The organism is Brachyspira aalborgi (assembly GCF_008016455.1).
In the GTDB taxonomy this organism is placed as follows: Bacteria; Spirochaetota; Brachyspiria; order Brachyspirales; family Brachyspiraceae; genus Brachyspira; species Brachyspira aalborgi.
Map to the genome: position 1 here is coordinate 1,767,336 of NZ_SAXU01000001.1, position 18,176 is coordinate 1,785,511.

At 27.9% G+C, this 18,176-nt stretch carries 17 protein-coding genes and 1 tRNA gene; 9 read left to right on the forward strand and 9 right to left on the reverse strand.

The features are described 5' to 3' along the window. Positions 1 to 32 precede the first annotated feature (32 nt). From EPJ79_RS07975 to EPJ79_RS07990, 4 genes are all read right to left on the reverse strand, one after another. Positions 33 to 479: a hypothetical protein gene (locus EPJ79_RS07975; protein WP_147739086.1), complete on the reverse strand. Its 447-nt coding sequence runs from the start codon at positions 477 to 479 to the stop codon at positions 33 to 35. A gap of 2 nt (positions 480 to 481) precedes the next feature. Then, positions 482 to 1,369, reverse strand: a complete 888-nt coding sequence (locus EPJ79_RS07980; RefSeq protein WP_147739087.1) for a hypothetical protein — start codon at positions 1,367 to 1,369, stop codon at positions 482 to 484. Positions 1,370 to 1,433: 64 nt separating this feature from the next. Further along, complete coding sequence (locus tag EPJ79_RS07985; RefSeq protein WP_147739088.1) at positions 1,434 to 5,183, reverse strand: type IIG restriction enzyme/methyltransferase; 3,750 nt, start codon at positions 5,181 to 5,183, stop codon at positions 1,434 to 1,436. Continuing rightward, positions 5,157 to 5,228: transfer RNA gene (locus EPJ79_RS07990), tRNA-Gly, on the reverse strand. The genes EPJ79_RS07985 and EPJ79_RS07990 overlap by 27 nt, the downstream gene beginning before the upstream one ends. A gap of 136 nt (positions 5,229 to 5,364) precedes the next feature. Here EPJ79_RS07990 and deoC point away from each other — a divergent pair. From deoC to EPJ79_RS08015, 5 genes are all read left to right on the forward strand, one after another. Continuing rightward, complete coding sequence (gene deoC / locus EPJ79_RS07995) at positions 5,365 to 6,015, forward strand: deoxyribose-phosphate aldolase (protein WP_147525920.1); 651 nt, start codon at positions 5,365 to 5,367, stop codon at positions 6,013 to 6,015. A gap of 33 nt (positions 6,016 to 6,048) precedes the next feature. Continuing rightward, positions 6,049 to 6,858, forward strand: coding sequence for a nucleoside phosphorylase (locus tag EPJ79_RS08000; protein WP_147739089.1), 810 nt, complete (start codon positions 6,049 to 6,051; stop codon positions 6,856 to 6,858). Positions 6,859 to 6,875: 17 nt separating this feature from the next. Continuing rightward, positions 6,876 to 7,667 (forward strand): nucleoside phosphorylase, encoded by a 792-nt coding sequence (locus EPJ79_RS08005; RefSeq protein WP_147739090.1) that lies wholly within the window; start codon positions 6,876 to 6,878, stop codon positions 7,665 to 7,667. 45 nt (positions 7,668 to 7,712) lie between these two features. Then, complete coding sequence (locus EPJ79_RS08010; protein ID WP_147739091.1) at positions 7,713 to 8,783, forward strand: BMP family lipoprotein; 1,071 nt, start codon at positions 7,713 to 7,715, stop codon at positions 8,781 to 8,783. 91 nt (positions 8,784 to 8,874) lie between these two features. Continuing rightward, positions 8,875 to 9,945 carry a BMP family lipoprotein gene (locus tag EPJ79_RS08015; protein ID WP_147739092.1) on the forward strand — a complete coding sequence of 357 codons (1,071 nt, stop codon included), beginning with the start codon at positions 8,875 to 8,877 and terminating at the stop codon, positions 9,943 to 9,945. A gap of 297 nt (positions 9,946 to 10,242) precedes the next feature. Here EPJ79_RS08015 and EPJ79_RS08020 read toward each other — a convergent pair whose 3' ends face one another. Then, complete coding sequence (locus EPJ79_RS08020) at positions 10,243 to 11,259, reverse strand: aspartate-semialdehyde dehydrogenase (RefSeq protein ID WP_147739093.1); 1,017 nt, start codon at positions 11,257 to 11,259, stop codon at positions 10,243 to 10,245. Positions 11,260 to 11,420: 161 nt separating this feature from the next. Further along, the gene (gene gdhA, locus EPJ79_RS08025) at positions 11,421 to 12,767 is read right to left on the reverse strand and encodes an NADP-specific glutamate dehydrogenase (RefSeq protein WP_147739094.1); all 1,347 of its coding nucleotides are present in this window, start codon (positions 12,765 to 12,767) and stop codon (positions 11,421 to 11,423) included. 250 nt (positions 12,768 to 13,017) lie between these two features. On the opposite strand from gdhA, the gene EPJ79_RS08030 reads away from it, so the two are divergent. Together EPJ79_RS08030 and EPJ79_RS08035 are read left to right on the forward strand one after the other, a co-directional pair. After that, positions 13,018 to 14,007, forward strand: coding sequence for a LacI family DNA-binding transcriptional regulator (locus EPJ79_RS08030; protein ID WP_147739095.1), 990 nt, complete (start codon positions 13,018 to 13,020; stop codon positions 14,005 to 14,007). A gap of 78 nt (positions 14,008 to 14,085) precedes the next feature. Beyond that, positions 14,086 to 14,598, forward strand: a complete 513-nt coding sequence (locus tag EPJ79_RS08035) for an adenine phosphoribosyltransferase (RefSeq protein WP_147739096.1) — start codon at positions 14,086 to 14,088, stop codon at positions 14,596 to 14,598. 8 nt (positions 14,599 to 14,606) lie between these two features. Here the strand turns inward: EPJ79_RS08035 and EPJ79_RS08040 are convergent, their stop codons facing one another. Then, positions 14,607 to 15,113, reverse strand: a complete 507-nt coding sequence (locus EPJ79_RS08040; RefSeq protein ID WP_147739097.1) for a hypothetical protein — start codon at positions 15,111 to 15,113, stop codon at positions 14,607 to 14,609. A 141-nt stretch (positions 15,114 to 15,254) separates the two neighbouring features. Here EPJ79_RS08040 and EPJ79_RS08045 point away from each other — a divergent pair, with 141 nt between their 5' ends. Together EPJ79_RS08045 and EPJ79_RS08050 are read left to right on the forward strand one after the other, a co-directional pair. Beyond that, the gene (locus EPJ79_RS08045; RefSeq protein WP_147739098.1) at positions 15,255 to 16,106 is read left to right on the forward strand and encodes a DUF4349 domain-containing protein; all 852 of its coding nucleotides are present in this window, start codon (positions 15,255 to 15,257) and stop codon (positions 16,104 to 16,106) included. An 82-nt stretch (positions 16,107 to 16,188) separates the two neighbouring features. Further along, a complete protein-coding gene (locus EPJ79_RS08050; protein WP_021959114.1) occupies positions 16,189 to 16,515 on the forward strand; it encodes a cupin domain-containing protein in 327 nt (108 codons plus the stop codon). On the opposite strand, the gene EPJ79_RS08055 is transcribed toward EPJ79_RS08050, so the two are convergent. Next, positions 16,508 to 17,347, reverse strand: a complete 840-nt coding sequence (locus EPJ79_RS08055; RefSeq protein WP_147528135.1) for a RecB family exonuclease — start codon at positions 17,345 to 17,347, stop codon at positions 16,508 to 16,510. The two genes, EPJ79_RS08050 and EPJ79_RS08055, sit on opposite strands and share 8 nt — an antisense overlap. A 9-nt stretch (positions 17,348 to 17,356) precedes the next feature. Further along, entirely contained in the window at positions 17,357 to 18,175 is an 819-nt protein-coding gene (locus EPJ79_RS08060; RefSeq protein WP_147739099.1) for an ankyrin repeat domain-containing protein, read from the reverse strand. Position 18,176 lies beyond the last annotated feature (1 nt).

Sequence of the window (18,176 nt, forward strand, 5' to 3'; positions counted from 1 at the left end):
GCGAGCGTGGGTGAAGCAATCTATTAATTTACTTATTTATTTTTATTATTTTCTTTTTGCAATCTATCTTCTATTTGCATTTTAGTTTCTTGTAATCTATGAAAATTGTATATAAGAAAAATTATAATATATATTAATGTCAATACGCAAAATATATTTATAAATGTCAAACCAAAATCAATTTTTGATAAAATATACACCAATATAGAAAGCATAAAATAGATTATAAATGCAATAGATATATTATTTAAATCTTTTCTAAATGAATTAAGATATTCTTCATTTTTAATCCCACTTAAACTAAATCCTATTATAACGCTATAACCAACTGAAAAAACTATTCCTATTACTGTAAATAAAATATCCTGAATATTAATAAAATCAATATTTAAGTTTTTTATATTTGTAAATGATAACAATAAAGAAATTATAAAAAATATAATCAAACATATTATCAACTTAAATAAAATTGTTTTCATTTTTATATCACTTCTTTATTATTTGATACTTTATACAAGAAAGAAACCATTTGCTGTTTTAATTCTTCTTCTTTTATAGAATTATTTTTATTAGTAGCTATATTTACTATTTGTGCAACTTTATATTTACTACCATCTATAATTTTACCGTCTGAAGTTTGAACCGTTATATAATCGTCTGGCATCGCTTTCAAAAATAATCCGACATCATCTGGATTTTTTATTGTTAATATAATTCTAGCTCTTATTATATTTGATATTTCATATTCTTTTTCGTATAAATTATTAGCAATCCCAAACATCTTTTTTAGAAAACTATTATTAGTTATATCTTTAGTTATATCTTTAGTTATACGAGATTTATTTCCTATAATTATCTTTTCTATAAAGTGTTCCGATTTGTTATTTAAATCTTTTACTATACTATTAACTATATAATAACTCTTGTTAATTTTTTTTAATAAAAAATTAATATATGTTTCAAATAAATCAACACTATGCCTTAACGCTAAAATTACATATTTATCGTTAAGGCAAAAGTAATATCTATTTACTATAAATCCTTCAATATTTGAATTATTTTTTTCTTTTGTTTCTATATCTTCATATGCTATCATAGGTTTTTGTAATTGTTCTTTAAAAATGCTTTTAGCAATCCCTTTTTTCATTCTTAATATACAACCAAATATATAATTATTGCCTTTGTAATACCAATTAATAAAATCCACCTCTTCTATATTATGCAGATTTTCTATGGGCATCATCCTATTTTCTGAAGTATTTCCTAATTTTGTTATATATTCTAATAAATCTCTAAATAAATTAGGAGTGTTAGACATCTCATCAACCGATAAAGAATAAGCTCTTAATATTTTTTCTACTTTACCCATAGTATTACCTTTATTTATTATTATTATAAATTATATATCAAATAATATAATTTTCTATATGTTTTTACCTTTCAATACCATACAACTCGCAAACAAACCCATCAACCTCTTCCTGCAATTTTTTCAATTCTTTTTGCTCTTGCTCTTCGCTAATCAAATTATTTATTCTTTTTTCTTTAATATCTTTTCCTCTATCAAATAAAATTTCAGCTTGTTTTAATTGCTTTTTATTAGGTATAATAATCGGTAATTGCCTTACATCGTTTATTTGCAAATTAACCGTATTATTTATAAAAATTCTTAAATAATAAAATAGAAAATAAGAATTTAATAATACTAAAAAATATTTGCTTGAAGTATTTTCGTATAGACTGTATAAACTCATACTTGCTACATCGTTAATAGAAATTTCCTTATATCTTGCTTTTATATATTCCGAATTTGGATTTAAAACATTATTCCAACTAAAACCTTCTTTAAAATAAAATTGTGGATTTCTAAAAACAGGCATTCCTTCACCTTTTTTCCCGCTATTTTCTTTTAAAAATTTAACATTGTTTGAATTCCAATCGATTGCAAATACAGTTGGCGAATACCATTTATTGCCTTCTTTATCTCCTTTATCATAAGGAACAAAACTTTTTTTATTTTCTATACCATTTTCTTTTTCGTCTTTACTCAAATTATTAATATCCGCTATTTCATTTTTTGAAACTATTCTATATATAAATCCCTGTCCGAAAATATCTCTTCCATGTTTTTCTTTTAATAAATCAAAAAGTTCTCTTATTTCTTTTTCTTTCATTTTAGAAATATCATAATTTGTATTATATTCTTTATTAAAATATTTTATTTTTTCCAATCTTTGATTATAAACTCTTTCGGCGTCTTTTGTATTTTCAATAATTCCTACATATTTACCATTATTAGCCGTAGCCAAACCTTGCCCGCCTTCAGTTATTAAACCTAATAAAGTAATATCTCCTTCTTTCAAAGAATTTCTATAATTTTGTAAAGCGCTTTGATTTTTCTCTATATCTCTACTTGTTTTTATCAAATTCCATTTTTGATTTATAAGAACGGAAGCCTCTTTTACAAATTTATTATAAAGTCGCATATTAAATTCATTTGGCGTAAAGAAAATAGAATTTGGCGAATTAATAAATATATCTACATTTATTTTTATAGAATTATTTTCAGATACGGGATTATCTTCTTTTGTATTATCAGAATAATTAAATTCGTAATTATTTAAATCCTCGTTTATAAGCGTAACTATCGCAGGTTCGACTTCCGCATGTTCAAAAACATTCCCCGTATTTATAATTTCCAATAAATGCTTATTTTGTAGTATTTCTCTCAATCCTTTTTTACTTTGAATTGTCAAAAAACTATTTGAACTTATATAAGACAATATGCCTTTATCTTCTAATAATTTAATTCCTTTTATATAAAAATAATAATATAAATCGTCTTGTATTCCGTATAGCTTTTTATAACTAACCATATCTTTATTTTTAATTTCTTTATTAGAAACATAAGGCGGATTTCCAATAACAATATCAAAACTATCGATTCCAAACATTATCTCGCTATCGAAAAAATCATAACTTTTAAGCATATCGAAAGGATTATAATCTTTCAATTTTGTATTATATTGCGAATATTCTTTTAATAATTTTAAAACCTTTTTTCTAATTTCTTTTTTTGTTTCAAAATCGGCGTTAAAATATTCTCTCATATTTTTTACTAATTCCGTTTTATCGTAAGCAAGTTTTAAATTATTATTTCCTTCTTTTTCTTCAAGTTCTATCAAACTATTTGCCGACAAAACTTTAAACTCCAAATTTGGCAGAATTTCTAAATCTATATATTTATCCGCTCCGTTATTTTCCAAATAATAGCTCGATTTTAATAATTCTATCCAAAGCCTCAACCTGCAAATATTTACCGAATTAGGATTTATATCGACTCCATAAAGTTGATTATTTATAATATGTTTTTTCGCTTCAAATAAAATTTTTTGTATTTTCTGTTTTATCTCGCTAATATTTCCGCCTTCCATATTATATTTATATTCCGCCCCGTTTATATAATTAATAACAAGCTCGTCATCTTCTATATCTACTTTAATATCGTTAGACAAAACATGCAAATAACTTTTTATTTTTATAAGTTCATTTAAACAAGCAACCAAGAAATGCCCGCTTCCGCAAGCGGGGTCTATTATAGTAATAGAATCCAAAATATATTTTACTTGCTCTTTAATTTTATGTATATTCGCATCGACATAAATTTTTATTTCGTCAATATTCTTAAAATTTGCGTCTTTAAAAAATTTATTAAATTTATTGACAATCGCTTTTTCTATAGAATATTTAGCCATATACATTGTAATCGCTGGCGGAGTAAAATGCGAACCGTCTTTATAACCGTTTAATCTTTCAAAAACTAATCCCAAAATTGAAGATTTAATTATTGTATTTTTGTTAATATTTGAACTGTCGTTTATAGCGTTGAATATATAGCAATTTAAAAATCTTAAAATATATTCTAAAAAATTTAATTCTTTTTTATCAAAATCTCTGTCTTTATATAAAACGCTTCCCGACATTATTTTCATTTTCAAAGAATTATTTAATTTTGTTATAGAGTTAATTTTTTCTTCTTCAGTTTCTTCAAATAAAGAGCTATTCAAATAAGGAATATGTTTATAATATTCGTTTTCTTTATTTTCCGTTATTCTTCTTTCTTTGCTTTTTGCCAAAACTTTAAAAAATAAAGTGTATAAAAAAGAATAATCTACAATTTCATTATAATTTAAAATATGCAAATTATTATCATCTCTAAAAACTCTTAATTGAGCTTCTAGTATTTTTAAAAATAAAATTCTATTAATCCATAAAATATTTAATTTTAAAGCCGTTTCAAATTTTTCTTCGCCTTTTAAATCTTCGTCCAAAATATCCATAGTTAATTTTATAAGAGTATTGTCGACTTTATTCAAAACCAATTTTTTATCTTTAGTTTCTTCAAGTCCCATCATATAAATTATCTCTCTATAAAAAGTATTCGATATAATATTAAAATCGTTATTCGTTTTCAAAGAACAAATATTATAAGGGCTTAAAAATTTAAATATAATTTCCGCATCGTCTTCAAATAAATTAATCTTATAACCGACAACTTCGCGATTAATTTTTTCAAGTATCGCTTTTGAAGAATTATAAAAATCTTTAGTGTTAGTGTCTATTTTCTTAACATTAAAAAAATTTATTATCTGTTTATTTGCCGTCAAATATTCAAAATCGCTTCTTAAAAATAAATATATATTTTCAAAATCTGTAATAATTATATGTTCTACCGTCATATCTTTATTAATATTTTTTCTACTCTGATAATAATAAAGAACCGATTGATAAAAAGATTTATAATAATAATCGTTATCTTTTATCATTTCCGTTTTATTGTCATAATTTTTAGTTTCTATAATCGCTTTTATATCGCCTTCGTATTTTATAGTTAAATCTATTTTTCCTTTGGTATTGCAATTATATTTAAATGCTCCGTTTAAAAAATCTTTCAATATATTTTTGCAATGCTCTTCGCTCTCTTTATCTTCTTTGGCTTTTCTAATTCCATTTTTATATATTTCAAGTTTTTCTGATAAATTATTTAATTCTTCGGTATTTGATAAGTTTGAAAATATTGAAGATTTAAGTAAATCTCTTCGTTTTAATAATTCTTTCGCTTCTTTTGTTATAGATTTCATACGATAATGATTATAAGCGGGCGAACGGAATCGAACCGTCATCTTTAGATTGGAAGTCTAAGGTAATAACCATTATACGACGCCCGCGCTACTATAATTTTTTTAGGATTATAATTATTATAACATAATTAAAAAAAAAAGCAATACTAAAAACTGCAACTTTTCAAAATATAATTTGACAATAATACAATCTTTTATATAATACTATTATCAGAGGTATAAAATGCAAAATATAAATCAATTAATAGACCATACTATATTAAAACCAGACGCCACAATAGATGATATAAGAAGATTATGCATCGAAGCAAAAGAATATAATTTTTATTCCGTTTGCGTAAACTCCGCTTATGTTAATGTCGCTTATAATTTTTTACTTCATTCAAATGTTAAAGTTTGTTCCGTTGTAGGTTTTCCGCTTGGCGCTATGATAAAAGAAGCAAAAGCTTACGAATCAAAATTTGCGATTGATAGCGGAGCCGATGAAATAGATATGGTTATGAATATAGGACTTTTAAAAAGCAATAAGATAGATTTATTTGAAAGAGATATAAAAAAAGTTAGAGAAACTTGTCATGCTGCCGTCCTTAAAGTAATTATTGAAACTTGCCTTTTAACCGACAAAGAAAAAATTTTAGCTTGTCAAATAGCGAAAGAATACGGAGCGGATTTTGTAAAAACTTCAACGGGATTTTCTACGGGCGGAGCAACCGAACATGATATTGAACTTATGCGAAAAACAGTTGGCGATAAAATGGGAGTTAAAGCTTCGGGCGGAATTAAAACTTACGAAGACGCTATAAAAATGATAAACGCGGGAGCTAATAGATTAGGAACGAGCAGCGGAATTGCAATAATAAAATCCGCTAATTAAAAAATCGATTATAATTTTTAGGATTTAAAATTTATGGAATATAAAAAACCAAAAGCCTTTTATGACAATAAAGCCGATAAAGACGGACTTCTTCAATATCATATCAAATTAAAAAAAGGAGATGTCGCAAGATATGTTTTATTGCCTGGCGACCCGAAAAGAGTCGGATTTATAGCGAAATATTTAGACGAACCCGTTTTAAAAGCCGATTACAGAGAATATGTTACGATTACAGGCAAATATAAAAATATTCCCGTTTCAATAACTTCCACAGGAATTGGAGGACCTTCAGCTTCAATAGCTATGGAAGAATTAATTAAAATCGGAGCGGACACTTTTATAAGAGTAGGCACTGCGGGAGGATTAAGTTTAAAAGTTAAACCTAATGATTTGGCAATAGCTCAAGCTGCGATAAAAGACGAAGGAACTTCAAAAGAATATATTCCGTTTGAATATCCTGCAATTGCAAATACGGATATAATTTTTGCATTAAGAGATGCTGCGAGAGAAAAAAATTATAATTATCATATCGGAGTCGTTCACAGTAAAGATTGTTTTTACGGAGAGCTTGAGCCTCAAAATTCTTTTTTTAGAGAAAAATTTGAAAACAACTTAAAATATTATACTTTATGCGGAGCGATTGCATCCGAAATGGAATGCGCCGCTTTATTTTCATGCGCAGCGATTAGAAAAGTTAGAGCGGGAGCGATAATGCATATAGTTGAAAATACTATGATTGAAAGATTAGGAACTCATTTAAATTATTCAAACAATATAGAAAACATGATATTAACTGCATTAGAATCTATAGTAATATTGGATAAAAAAGTTAATGAAAGTTAATAATTAAAGGAATATTTATGATTGAATGCCCAAAAGCATATTACGAAGAAAATGAAAATCTTGTTCATCATCTCAAATTAAAAAGAGGCGATGTTGGAAGATATATTATAATGCCTGGCGACCCGAAAAGATGCGAAAAGATTGCAAAGAGATTTGAAAGCGCAAAATTAATTGCAGACTTTAGAGAATTTGCAACTTGGACGGGTTATATTGATAAAGTAAAAGTTTCCGCAGTTTCGCATGGAATTGGCGGACCTTCTACTGCAATAGCTTTGGAAGAATTAATTAAAATCGGAGCGGATACATTTATAAGAGTCGGCACTTGCGGAGGAATGAATATGGATGTTTTGCCTGGCGATATAGTTATAGTAAACGGCGCTATAAAATTAGGCGGAACTATGAATAATTATATTCCAAAAGAATTTCCATGCATTCCAAATATAGAAGTTTTAGAGGCAATGATTGAAGCGAGTAAAAATATAAAAAATAAAACTCATATCGGAGTCGTTCAATGTAAAGACGCTTTTTATTCTCAACATGCTCCAGATAGCATGGCTGTGGATAAAGAATTATTATATAAATGGGAATCTTATATAAAAGCGGGCGCTTTGGCTTCTGAAATGGAATCTGCAACTTTATTCGCCGTGGGTTCCGCTAAAAATGTTCGCACGGGAGCCGCAATGCTCGTTCTTCATAATCAGGAGAGAGTAAAAAATAATATAAATGATAAAAAAGATTATACGGGAGAAGAGGCAATAGATTTGGTAATAGAATCTTTAAAAGTCCTTATTAAAAAAGATAATTCTTAAATTTTAATAAAATAAAAAATGCCAAAAAATGGCGAGGAGAAAAAAATGAAAAAGTTTTTAGTATTAATCGTTTTTGCTATGATAATGATATTTGCTTTATCATGCGGAAATGAAAAAAAGAGTAGCGGCTATGAGCTTGCTTTAATTACCGATGTCGGCACTATAGACGACAGGTCTTTTAATCAAGGTTCATGGGAAGGCTTAAAAAAGTATGCCGAAGAGAAAGGCATAACTCATAAGTATTATCAGCCAACCGAAAAAACTACGGACGCTTATATTGACTCTATAGATTTAGCGGTTGCTGCGGGCGCGAAAATAGTTGTGACTCCTGGATTTTTATTTGAGCCAGCGATATATAAAGCTCAAGATATTCATCCCGAAGTTAATTTTGTGCTTTTAGACGGAAGCCCTCAAGATGGAAATTATAAAGATTTTAGAATTGAGAAAAATGTTTATTCGGTTTTCTACGCTGAAGAAGAAGCGGGATTTTTAGCAGGATACGGAGCGGTTAAAGAAGGCTATACAAATTTAGGATTTATGGGAGGTATGGCTGTTCCTGCGGTTGTAAAATTCGGATACGGATTCGTTCAAGGAGTAAATTATGCGGCTAAAGAATTGGGAATTAGAAATGTTAAAGCGGATTATAATTATCTCGGCGGTTTTAATCCGAGTCCCGAAATTCAAACCAAAGCTGCTTCTTGGTATAGAAACGGAGTTCAAGTTATATTTGTGGCAGGAGGAGGAGCGGGTAATTCCGTAATGTCGGCAGCGGAACAAAATAACGGCTATGTAATCGGAGTCGATGTTGACCAAAGTAGCGAATCGCCAACGGTTATAACTTCGGCAATGAAAATGATTGGAGAATCCGTTTATAATGCGATAGACGAATTTTATAAAGGCAATTTTCCAGGCGGAAATTCTGTTATTTTAGATGCGAAAGTTCATGGAATAGGACTCCCAATGGAAACCTCAAAATTCAAAAACTTTACTCAAGAAGATTACGATAATATTTATAAAAAATTAGTTGACGGAAGCGTTAAAATTTTGAAAGATACGGACGCTAAAGATGTAAATAAACTTCCTTTAGATAAAATAAAAGTAAATTTAATACAATAAATTAATTTAAAGCTTAATCGTATAATTTATATGATTAGGCTTTAATTATTATTTTTAATTATAAAAATTAATTTAATTTAAGGAGAAAACAATGAAAAATTTTTTAAAATTAACAATTTTATCGATTATATTAATAATTTCTTTATCATGCAAAGATACAAAAAAGAATAGCGGATACGAGCTTGCATTGATAACCGATATAGGAACTATAGACGATAAATCTTTTACTCAAGGTTCTTGGGAAGGCTTAAAAAAATATGCAGAAGAGAAAGGCATAACTTATAAATATTATAAACCAGCGGGAAAAGATACCGATTCAAAAATTGATTCTATATATTTGGCAATATCTTCGGGGGCAAAATTAATTATAACGCCAGGATATTTATTTGAGCCAGCAATATATAAAGTTCAAGATATTTATCCCGAAATTAATTTTGTGCTTTTAGACGGAACTCCTCAAGACGGCACTTATACAGATTTTAGAATTGAAAAAAATGTTTATTCGGTTTTATACGCTGAAGAAGAAGCGGGATTTTTAGCGGGTTATGGAGTAGTTAAAGAAGGCTATACAAATTTAGGAGTTATGGGCGGTATGGCTGAACCTTCGGTTATAAGATTCGGATACGGATTCGTTCAAGGCGCCGATTATGCGGCTAAAGAATTGGGCGTTAAAAATATAAAAATCGATTATACTTATATTGGCGGTTATGAACCTACGCCAGAAGTTCAAACAAAAGCGTCTTCTTGGTTTATAAAGGGAGTTCAAGTTATATTTGCGCCAGCAGGAGGAGCGGGTAATTCTATAATGTCCGCCGCCGAACAAAATAACGGCTATGTAATCGGAGTCGATGTTGACCAAAGCGTAGAATCGCCAACGGTTATAACTTCGGCAATGAAAATGATTGGAGAATCCGTTTATAATGCGATAGACGAATTTTATAAAGGCAATTTTCCAGGCGGTAAAATAGCCGTTTTAGACGCGAAAGTTCATGGAATAGGTTTGCCAATGGAAACTTCAAAATTTAAAAACTTTACTAAAGAAGATTACGATAATATTTATAAAAAGTTAGTTGACGGAAGCGTTAAAATTTTGAAAGATACGGACGCTAAAGATGTGAGTCAACTTCCTTTAGATAATGTGAAAGTAAATTTTATACAATAAATTAATTTAAAGCTTAATCGTATAATTTATATGATTAGGCTTTAATTATTATTTTTAAGTATAAAAATTAACCATAAAAAACGGCGAATTTTTTAAAAAAAAATTATTTTAACTGAAAAAGAGGAATTAAAAATTTTATTTTATTGTCATTGAGAGCGAGATTAAAGTCGCCATTGGCAAATGAACGAAGCAATATAAATATAATAACAATTTGTTTTAAGCCTTTTATTAAAAATATTAACGAATTATAAATTTGTATTACTTTGTTTCCTTTAAGTCGCTCACAATGACGATTATTTATTTCTTTTCTTTCAAATTCTTTAAAACCAATTCGGCTATTTGAACGGCGTTTGTTGCAGCTCCCTTTCTTAATTGGTCGCCCGCGCAAAATAAAGTTAAAGAATTTTTAGCGCTAATATCCTCTCTTATTCTTCCAACAAATACCAAATCTTGCTCTGTCGTGTCTAAAGGCATAGGATATTTGAATTTTGCGGGATTGTCAACAACTTTAACTCCTTTCGCTTTAGATAATAATTCTTTCGCTTTTTGAGGAGTTATTTTTTTTGCAGTTTCTATAGTTATAGATTCGCTATGGCTTCTAAATATAGGAACTCTGACGCATGTGCAATTTACTTTCAAATATTGAGAATGAAGAATTTTTTTGCTTTCATTTAACATTTTTAATTCTTCTTTTGTATATCCGTTTTTATCAAACGCGTCTATTTGAGGAATTAAATTAAAACATATTTGATGCTTAAACGCTTTAATTTCAAATCTCTTGCCAATAGAATAATTTCTAACTTGATTTTCAAGCTCTTCCATAGCTTCTTTTCCCGCTCCCGATACCGCTTGATATGTCGAAGCGATTATTCTTTTAATTCTTGCATATTTATTTAAAGGAGCTAACGCTACTAACGCGATTATAGTCGTGCAATTCGGATTTGATATTATTCCTTTATGCCATTTAACATCTTCGGGATTAACTTCGGGAACAACTAAAGGAACATTTTTATCCATTCTAAAAGCGCTGCTATTGTCTATAACTACGCTTCCAGATTTAACTGCAATCGGACTTAATTTTTTACTTATATCGCCTCCGACTGCAACTAAAGTAATATCCATATTTTTAAAAGAATCTTTACCCGCTTTTTCTATTATATATTCTTTGTCTCTAAATAATACTTTTTTGCCAGCGTCTTTATTGCCGAGTAATCTTAATTCGTTGATTGGAAATTTTCTCTCTTCCAAAACTTTTAACATTTCTTTACCAACGGCGCCAGAAGCTCCTAATAAACATAAATTAACTTTTTTCATAAAACAAATTAAACCTACAATTTTTTAAGATTATTTTTTATAGTAATATTATAATAGTTATAAAAAAATATGCAATACTTTTTAAATAAATATTTTAAAATAAATTAAATAATATATTCGTTAATAATTTATAGTTAAAAATTTATTAAACGATTTTTTATTTAAATTACTCCTTGACTAATTATAGCGTTACATACTTTTTTAAATCCCGCGATACTTGCTCCCGTTAGAGTGTCGAAAGGATTTCCAAATTCGCATGCGGTTTCATGAGTATTTTTGAAAATATTAATCATTATATCTTTTAATTTAGAATCAACCTCTTCAAAAGTCCAAGAATAACGCATTGAGTTTTGAGACATTTCAAGTCCAGAAGTAGCGACTCCGCCCGCATTAGCTGCTTTTCCAGGTCCGAATACTACTTTATTATCAATAAAATATTTAGCGGCCTCCAAACTTGAAGGCATATTTGCTCCTTCGCATACGGCTATAACTCCGTTTTTAACTAAAATTTTAGCGTCTTCTAAATCTAATTCGTTTTGAGTCGCGCATGGAAGAGCGATATCGCATTTAATTTTCCAAATATCTTTACAATTATCAGAATATTTTGAATTTTTATGAACATCCAAATATTCTTTTATTCTTCCGCGTTTAACTTCTTTTATTTGTTTAATTAAAGATAAATCAATTCCGTTTTCATCGTAAATATAACCGTTGGAATCCGACATAGCGACAACTTTAGCGCCTAAATTAATAGCTTTTTCGCATGCGTATATTGAAACATTTCCGCTTCCAGATACTATTGCAGTTTTATTTTTAAAATCCGTATTCTTTAATGTTTTTAAAGCTTCTTCAGTAAAATAACATAATCCATATCCCGTAGCTTCCGTTCTTGCAAGCGAGCCTCCAAATGTTAATCCTTTGCCTGTGAAAACTCCTACAGATTCATTGCAAATTTTTTTATATTGTCCGTATAAATAGCCAACTTCTCTTCCGCCAACTCCAATATCTCCCGCGGGAACATCGGTATCATGTCCGATATGGCGATATAATTCTGTCATAAACGCTTGACAAAATGCCATAATTTCATTGTCGCTTTTTTCTTTCGGGTCAAAATCCGAGCCGCCTTTTCCTCCGCCCATTGGAAGCGAAGTTAAAGAATTTTTAAGAACTTGCTCTAATCCTAAAAATTTAATTATAGAAGCATTAACGCTTTTATGAAATCTAAGCCCGCCTTTATAAGGACCAATAGCGGAACTATATTGAACGCGATAACCTTTATTAACTTGAATTTTATGATTATCATCAACCCAACATACTCTAAAAATTATAAGTCTTTCAGGTTCTATAAATCTTTCAAGAACTTTTTCTTTTTCAACTATAGGATTTTTTATAACATAAGGCTCTAAAGATTCCAATATTTCAAGAGCGGCATTTAGAAATTCTTTTTCTCCCTCATTTTTTTTACATAAATCGTCATAAACTTTTTTTACATATTCGCTTTTAAACATATTTTTCTCCTATTTTTTAAAAATTATTTAAATGTTTAATAATCGTTTTATTTTATCAATAGTTATAAAATGTTGCAATAGTTTCGTTTTAATTTTTTTGTATAATTTTGATTATACTTCGATTAAAATACTTTTATTTGCAATTTAAATAAATTAAAAACTATTCTTAAAAATATAAAATATTGACAAATAAACATACATATATTAATATATCTATAAACTATAAAACAAATTTAAAATAAATATCATTATGAACAAAAAGAAAATAACTCTTCAATTAATTGCTCAAAAAGCTAATGTTTCAATAGCTACGGTTTCAAGAGTATTAAATGGAAACGAATGCGTAGACGAAAGAATAAAAAATAAAATTAACGAAATAATAAAATCGGACGGATATAATAGAAAAAAGAAAAATAAAAAAATCATTTCGGTTATTATACCCGATATAACAAATCCGTTTTTTGCGAATATTATACAAGGAATAGAAGTTACGGCTAATTTATACGGTTATCATATAGTTTTATCGCAATATAGAGAAAACAGAGATATATTAAATAAATATTTTAAAGAGATAGGAAATATAGGAATATCGGGATATATAATAATTCCGTCTATAGGAAATACGGAATATTTTAAAGACATAATAAAAAAATCAAACGCTCCAATAATATTTTTAGACAGAAAAGTCGACATAGAAAATACAAATTATGTAGGCAGCAATAATGAAGAAGGCGCTTATAATGCCACAAAATATTTAATAGATTTGGGACATAAAAAAATTATTTATATGGCGGGAGCTAAAAATATAAGTTCTGAAAAAGAAAGATTTAGCGGTTTTATAATGGCTTTAAATGAAAACGATATAGATTTTGACATTAGAAAATATTATAAAACGGCGGATTTTGATTTTGACGAAAGTTATAAACAAATGAAAGAAATTATAAAATCAAATTTGGAATACACCGCCATATTTTCCGCATGCGATATTATGTGTTTTGGAATAAAAAAAGCCGCAGAAGAATGCGGATTATCTATACCTGAAGATATTTCTTTAGTAGGATATGACGATATACCTTTTTCTTCGATAATAGGACTTACAACGGTATCGTCTCAAGTTTACGAAATGGGAAAAAATGCCGTTTTGGCTATTCTAAATATAATAACTGGAAGAGTTAAAGAAAATATTAATATAACTCTTCAGCCTAATATAGTTATAAGAAATTCCTGCAGAAAATTATAAATTAAAATATAAAAATTATTGATTTTTTATGAAATTAATTATATAATAAAATGTTATCTTTTAAGAGAGGTATTTATTATGGAATTAAAAGACTATATAAGAAGTATTCAAGATTATCCTAAAGAAGGAATTTTATTTAGAGATATAACGACTTTATTAAAAGATAAGGACGCATTTAAGTTGGCTATAGATAAAATGGCGGAACAAGTTAAAGATAAAAAAGTAGATTTAATAGTAGGAGCTGAAAGCAGAGGTTTTTTAATCGGTTCGGCTTTGGCTTATAAAATGAATTGCGGATTTATTCCCGTTAGAAAAAAAGGAAAATTGCCTTATAAAACTATTTCGGAAGAATACGCTTTAGAATACGGAACTGACACTTTATATATGCATGAAGACGCGATAAAAAAAGGCGATAATGTTTTAGTCGTTGACGATTTAATCGCTACGGGCGGAACGGCTTTAGCTATGATTAAAATGGTTGAAAAATTAGGCGGAAATGTAATAGGCTCTTCGTTTTTAATAGAACTTGAAGAATTAAACGGAAGAAAAGAGATTGAAAAATATCCGATAAACATTGTAATTAAATATTGATTATTTAATTAGCGATACGATAAAGATATGCTTGAACGTCCAATAGTCATAAGTCCTGTTGACCTATCCGAAAGTTTTAATTGTATTGATTGGCTTCTGTCTGTATCGTTTCCTACAGTCCAAGAATTTTTTTGAGGCTCAAAAAGTCCGACTTTAACTTCGCTTGAAGATTTTTCGCCTAAAAATATTTTTACATCGTAATATGTAATAACTATTCCTTTATAACCTTTTACTATCTCTTCGCTGATTTTTAAAGGCGCTACAAGAGAAATATTTTTTATATTCTGTTCGTTTATATTTTGAGAGCTATTTTTTCCCAATACATAATAAATTTTATCTCCGATTGTAACGCATAAAACCTCGTTGTCCGCTCCGAACTCTTTGATTTTTATTTTAGGAGGCTCTTCTTCTTTTTTAACTGTAGGTTTAGGTTCTTCTTTTTGCGGCGGAATTTCTATAGTTTTACATGAAAAAATAAACAAAACAGATATAACAATAAATATATTCCTAAACATATAATCTCCAAATCATATTAAAAACATTATTATAAATGTCGGAAATAAATTTAATTGCATTATAATTTTATTTAAAATTATGATTGATAAATTATATTTTATATATTATATTGTTATAATATTAAAAAAGTAGGAAAGAAAATGAAAAATATAATATATAGTTTTATTATAATTATTTTAATTTCATGCGCAAGAGCAAATACCGATAATTATGGAACTATTCAAACTACGGCGGATAATTCTTTTGGAGAAGAAAGCGTATCCGAAAGAAAAACAGAATCTTTTAATAATTATAATAGCAAAAATGAAATTGAAGAGAATAACATAAAAGAAAGAAAATTAATTATAAGCGTTGATTTAAGCGTTAACTCAAAAGATATTGAAAAATCTTATAAATCGATAGAAGAGAAAGTAAAAGAATATAAGGGCTATTTTGAAAATATTGACAGTTATAAATATAGATATTTTATAGCTTTAAGAATTCCAAAAGATAATTTATATAATTTTTTAGAATTTATCGAAAATAATCAAAATGTTCAAAATAAAAATATTAACACGGAAGATATAACTGAAAATTATTATGACATTGAAAATAGAATAAAAAATAGAGAAGCTCTTTTAGACAAATTTAGAAGTTATTTGAAAGAAGCAAAAAATATAGAAGAAATATTAAGCGTAGAGGATAGAATAAATAATTTAACTTATGAAATAGAAAGAATGAAAGGAAATTTTGAAAATCTTACAAGCCTTATAGAATATTCTAAAGTAAATATAACGATAAAAAATCCCGAAGCTATGCGAAGAAATGTAAATTTTTATGATAAATTTTTATATACAATTAATTTTTTGAAATACTTTTTTTCAAGTATAATATTTTTCTTAATAGGATTTGTAGCCATAGCTATTCCTATAGTTTTACTTCTTGCTTTATTTTATTATATAGCTTTTGGAAAAATAGGATTGATAAAAAAGCTTTATAAGAAAATAAAATAATATTTTTTATATTATATTTGCCTTCATCAAATTAAATTTTATAACTCTTTAATCCGAAATTTAATATATAATGAGGGCGAAAATGACCGAACAAAAATATTATTATAAATCCACAACTAAAAAAGAATTTAATTGCGTAAAAGACGATGAAAAATTAATTGAAACTTTATCCGATAAAGGATATACGGTTTATTCGGTTAGGCAAAAAACTAATCAATTAATACCTTATCATGAACATCCAACGGAAGAGATGGTAATAGTTCTCACGGGAAAAGTTAGATATACGGTTGAAGAGGAAATTGTGGATGTGGAAGAAGGCGATATTATAAGAGTAAAACCTCATTCTGTTCATTCTATGGTTGGAATGGCTAAAGAAGGAATTTCTAATTTATTATTAGTATTTATTTAAATAATTCTTCGCTATTTTCATTATCAATTTTTTCTTTAGGCTCTTCATAATATGCAATTAAATTGTCAGAATTATTTTCGGTGTTATAACATAATTTATAAAAGTCGCAAAAATCGCAATGTTTTCCTAATTTTCTTTCAAAAGTTTTATCGTATCTTATATCGTTAACTATCTCGTCAAACCATTCGCCATAATATTTAATAGACTTTTGATTAAATTCAATAGTATCAAATTTATCGTCTTCAAAATGATAATATGAGGCGCTTGTAACATTCGGTTTCAAACTGTTTAAAAGATTTGCATAAAATTTAAGTTGAACGGTTTTCCTTTCTCTATCTTCGTTATCTTCTCCGACATCGTAATATTTATTAGTTTTATAATCCACGATTTGTAAAGTTCCGTCTGCAGATAAATCTATTCTGTCGACTCTGCCAAAAAAAACATAATCTTTAAATATATTTTCCATATAATGTTCTATCAAATAAGGAACTTTCTGCCCGAATGAATTATAAAAATTGGAAAGCATATATAATCCTTTTTCTCCTAATTCTTTTTCTTCTTCTCTCGTTTTAAAAAACGGTCTTATTCCGCTTCTTCTCCATCCTTCTCTAAATATATTATAAAGATTTTCTATAGTTCTCTCTTCCGCTCTCTTTTGATAGAATTCTCTGCAAGTTAAATGAATAACATTTCCAAATATAAAATATTTATTGATTTTTCTTTTTTGTTTCGTATAAAGTTTTTCTATATAGATATATCTGTATTTTTTAGGGCAAAGCAAATAAGTTCCGATACTGTATTCGCTGAATCTCTGTAATTTTTTAGCGTCCATAAAAATTTATTATTGTTTAGTATATTTATTTAATAAAGCTTGAATATCCGTATCCGAAGCAATATCTACAGGTTTCTTTTCGTCTAAATTTTTAATATTTGCATTCGCTTTATTATTAATAAGCATCTCAACCGCTTTATAACTATCGGATGCAGCCGCAAAATGTAAAGCTGTCCAACCGTCATCATCTTGAGCGTTGATATAAGCTCCAAATTTCAAAATTAAATTCATAACGGAAACTCGATTATTCATAGCAGCCCACATTAAAGGAGTAGTTCCCGTATTATCAACGACGTTTACAATATCTTTAGTATTTTTAGCGGAATACGATTCTAAAATTGCCAAAACCGTTTTAGTCCAACCTCTTGCAGAAGCAATATGTATAGCCATAGCGCCGTCTACATTATCTTTTGCAAGAATATTAGCGCCGAAATTAAGAAGAATCGTAACTATTTCAGAATATCCATAATATGAAGCAAGCAATAAAGGAGTTTCGCCGTCCGCATACCATTTTTTGCCGTCATTTTCAAGTATAGCGCCATTTGGAAGAATAGGATTAATATTTATTTTTTTATTTAATAATAATTCTCTCACTATCTCTCTTTTGTTAAATTGAACCGCTCTATGCAATGCGCTCCAATTATATTCGTCCGTTATATTTATATCGATTCCGTTTCTTATAAGCTCTCTTACTTTCTTTATATCTCCGCTTTCAATGGCAGAAAAAAATGCGGTTTTGTTATTTCTATCCGTATTTTGAGAATATAAAATAAACGAAATCGAAAATAAAATAATTAAAGTCTTTATTATATTATTTATATTTAACATA

Excerpts from the sequence above, each read along its gene's own strand:
- EPJ79_RS07975 (WP_147739086.1), bottom strand. The coding sequence starts at position 479 with ATGAAAACAATTTTATTTAAGTTGATAATATGTTTGATTATATTTTTT.
- EPJ79_RS07980 (WP_147739087.1), bottom strand. The coding sequence starts at position 1,369 with ATGGGTAAAGTAGAAAAAATATTAAGAGCTTATTCTTTATCGGTTGAT.
- EPJ79_RS07985 (WP_147739088.1), bottom strand. The coding sequence starts at position 5,183 with ATGACGGTTCGATTCCGTTCGCCCGCTTATAATCATTATCGTATGAAA.
- deoC (WP_147525920.1), top strand. The coding sequence starts at position 5,365 with ATGCAAAATATAAATCAATTAATAGACCATACTATATTAAAACCAGAC.
- EPJ79_RS08000 (WP_147739089.1), top strand. The coding sequence starts at position 6,049 with ATGGAATATAAAAAACCAAAAGCCTTTTATGACAATAAAGCCGATAAA.
- EPJ79_RS08005 (WP_147739090.1), top strand. The coding sequence starts at position 6,876 with ATGATTGAATGCCCAAAAGCATATTACGAAGAAAATGAAAATCTTGTT.
- EPJ79_RS08010 (WP_147739091.1), top strand. The coding sequence starts at position 7,713 with ATGAAAAAGTTTTTAGTATTAATCGTTTTTGCTATGATAATGATATTT.
- EPJ79_RS08015 (WP_147739092.1), top strand. The coding sequence starts at position 8,875 with ATGAAAAATTTTTTAAAATTAACAATTTTATCGATTATATTAATAATT.
- EPJ79_RS08020 (WP_147739093.1), bottom strand. The coding sequence starts at position 11,259 with ATGAAAAAAGTTAATTTATGTTTATTAGGAGCTTCTGGCGCCGTTGGT.
- gdhA (WP_147739094.1), bottom strand. The coding sequence starts at position 12,767 with ATGTTTAAAAGCGAATATGTAAAAAAAGTTTATGACGATTTATGTAAA.
- EPJ79_RS08030 (WP_147739095.1), top strand. The coding sequence starts at position 13,018 with ATGAACAAAAAGAAAATAACTCTTCAATTAATTGCTCAAAAAGCTAAT.
- EPJ79_RS08035 (WP_147739096.1), top strand. The coding sequence starts at position 14,086 with ATGGAATTAAAAGACTATATAAGAAGTATTCAAGATTATCCTAAAGAA.
- EPJ79_RS08040 (WP_147739097.1), bottom strand. The coding sequence starts at position 15,113 with ATGTTTAGGAATATATTTATTGTTATATCTGTTTTGTTTATTTTTTCA.
- EPJ79_RS08045 (WP_147739098.1), top strand. The coding sequence starts at position 15,255 with ATGAAAAATATAATATATAGTTTTATTATAATTATTTTAATTTCATGC.
- EPJ79_RS08050 (WP_021959114.1), top strand. The coding sequence starts at position 16,189 with ATGACCGAACAAAAATATTATTATAAATCCACAACTAAAAAAGAATTT.
- EPJ79_RS08055 (WP_147528135.1), bottom strand. The coding sequence starts at position 17,347 with ATGGACGCTAAAAAATTACAGAGATTCAGCGAATACAGTATCGGAACT.
- EPJ79_RS08060 (WP_147739099.1), bottom strand. The coding sequence starts at position 18,175 with ATGTTAAATATAAATAATATAATAAAGACTTTAATTATTTTATTTTCG.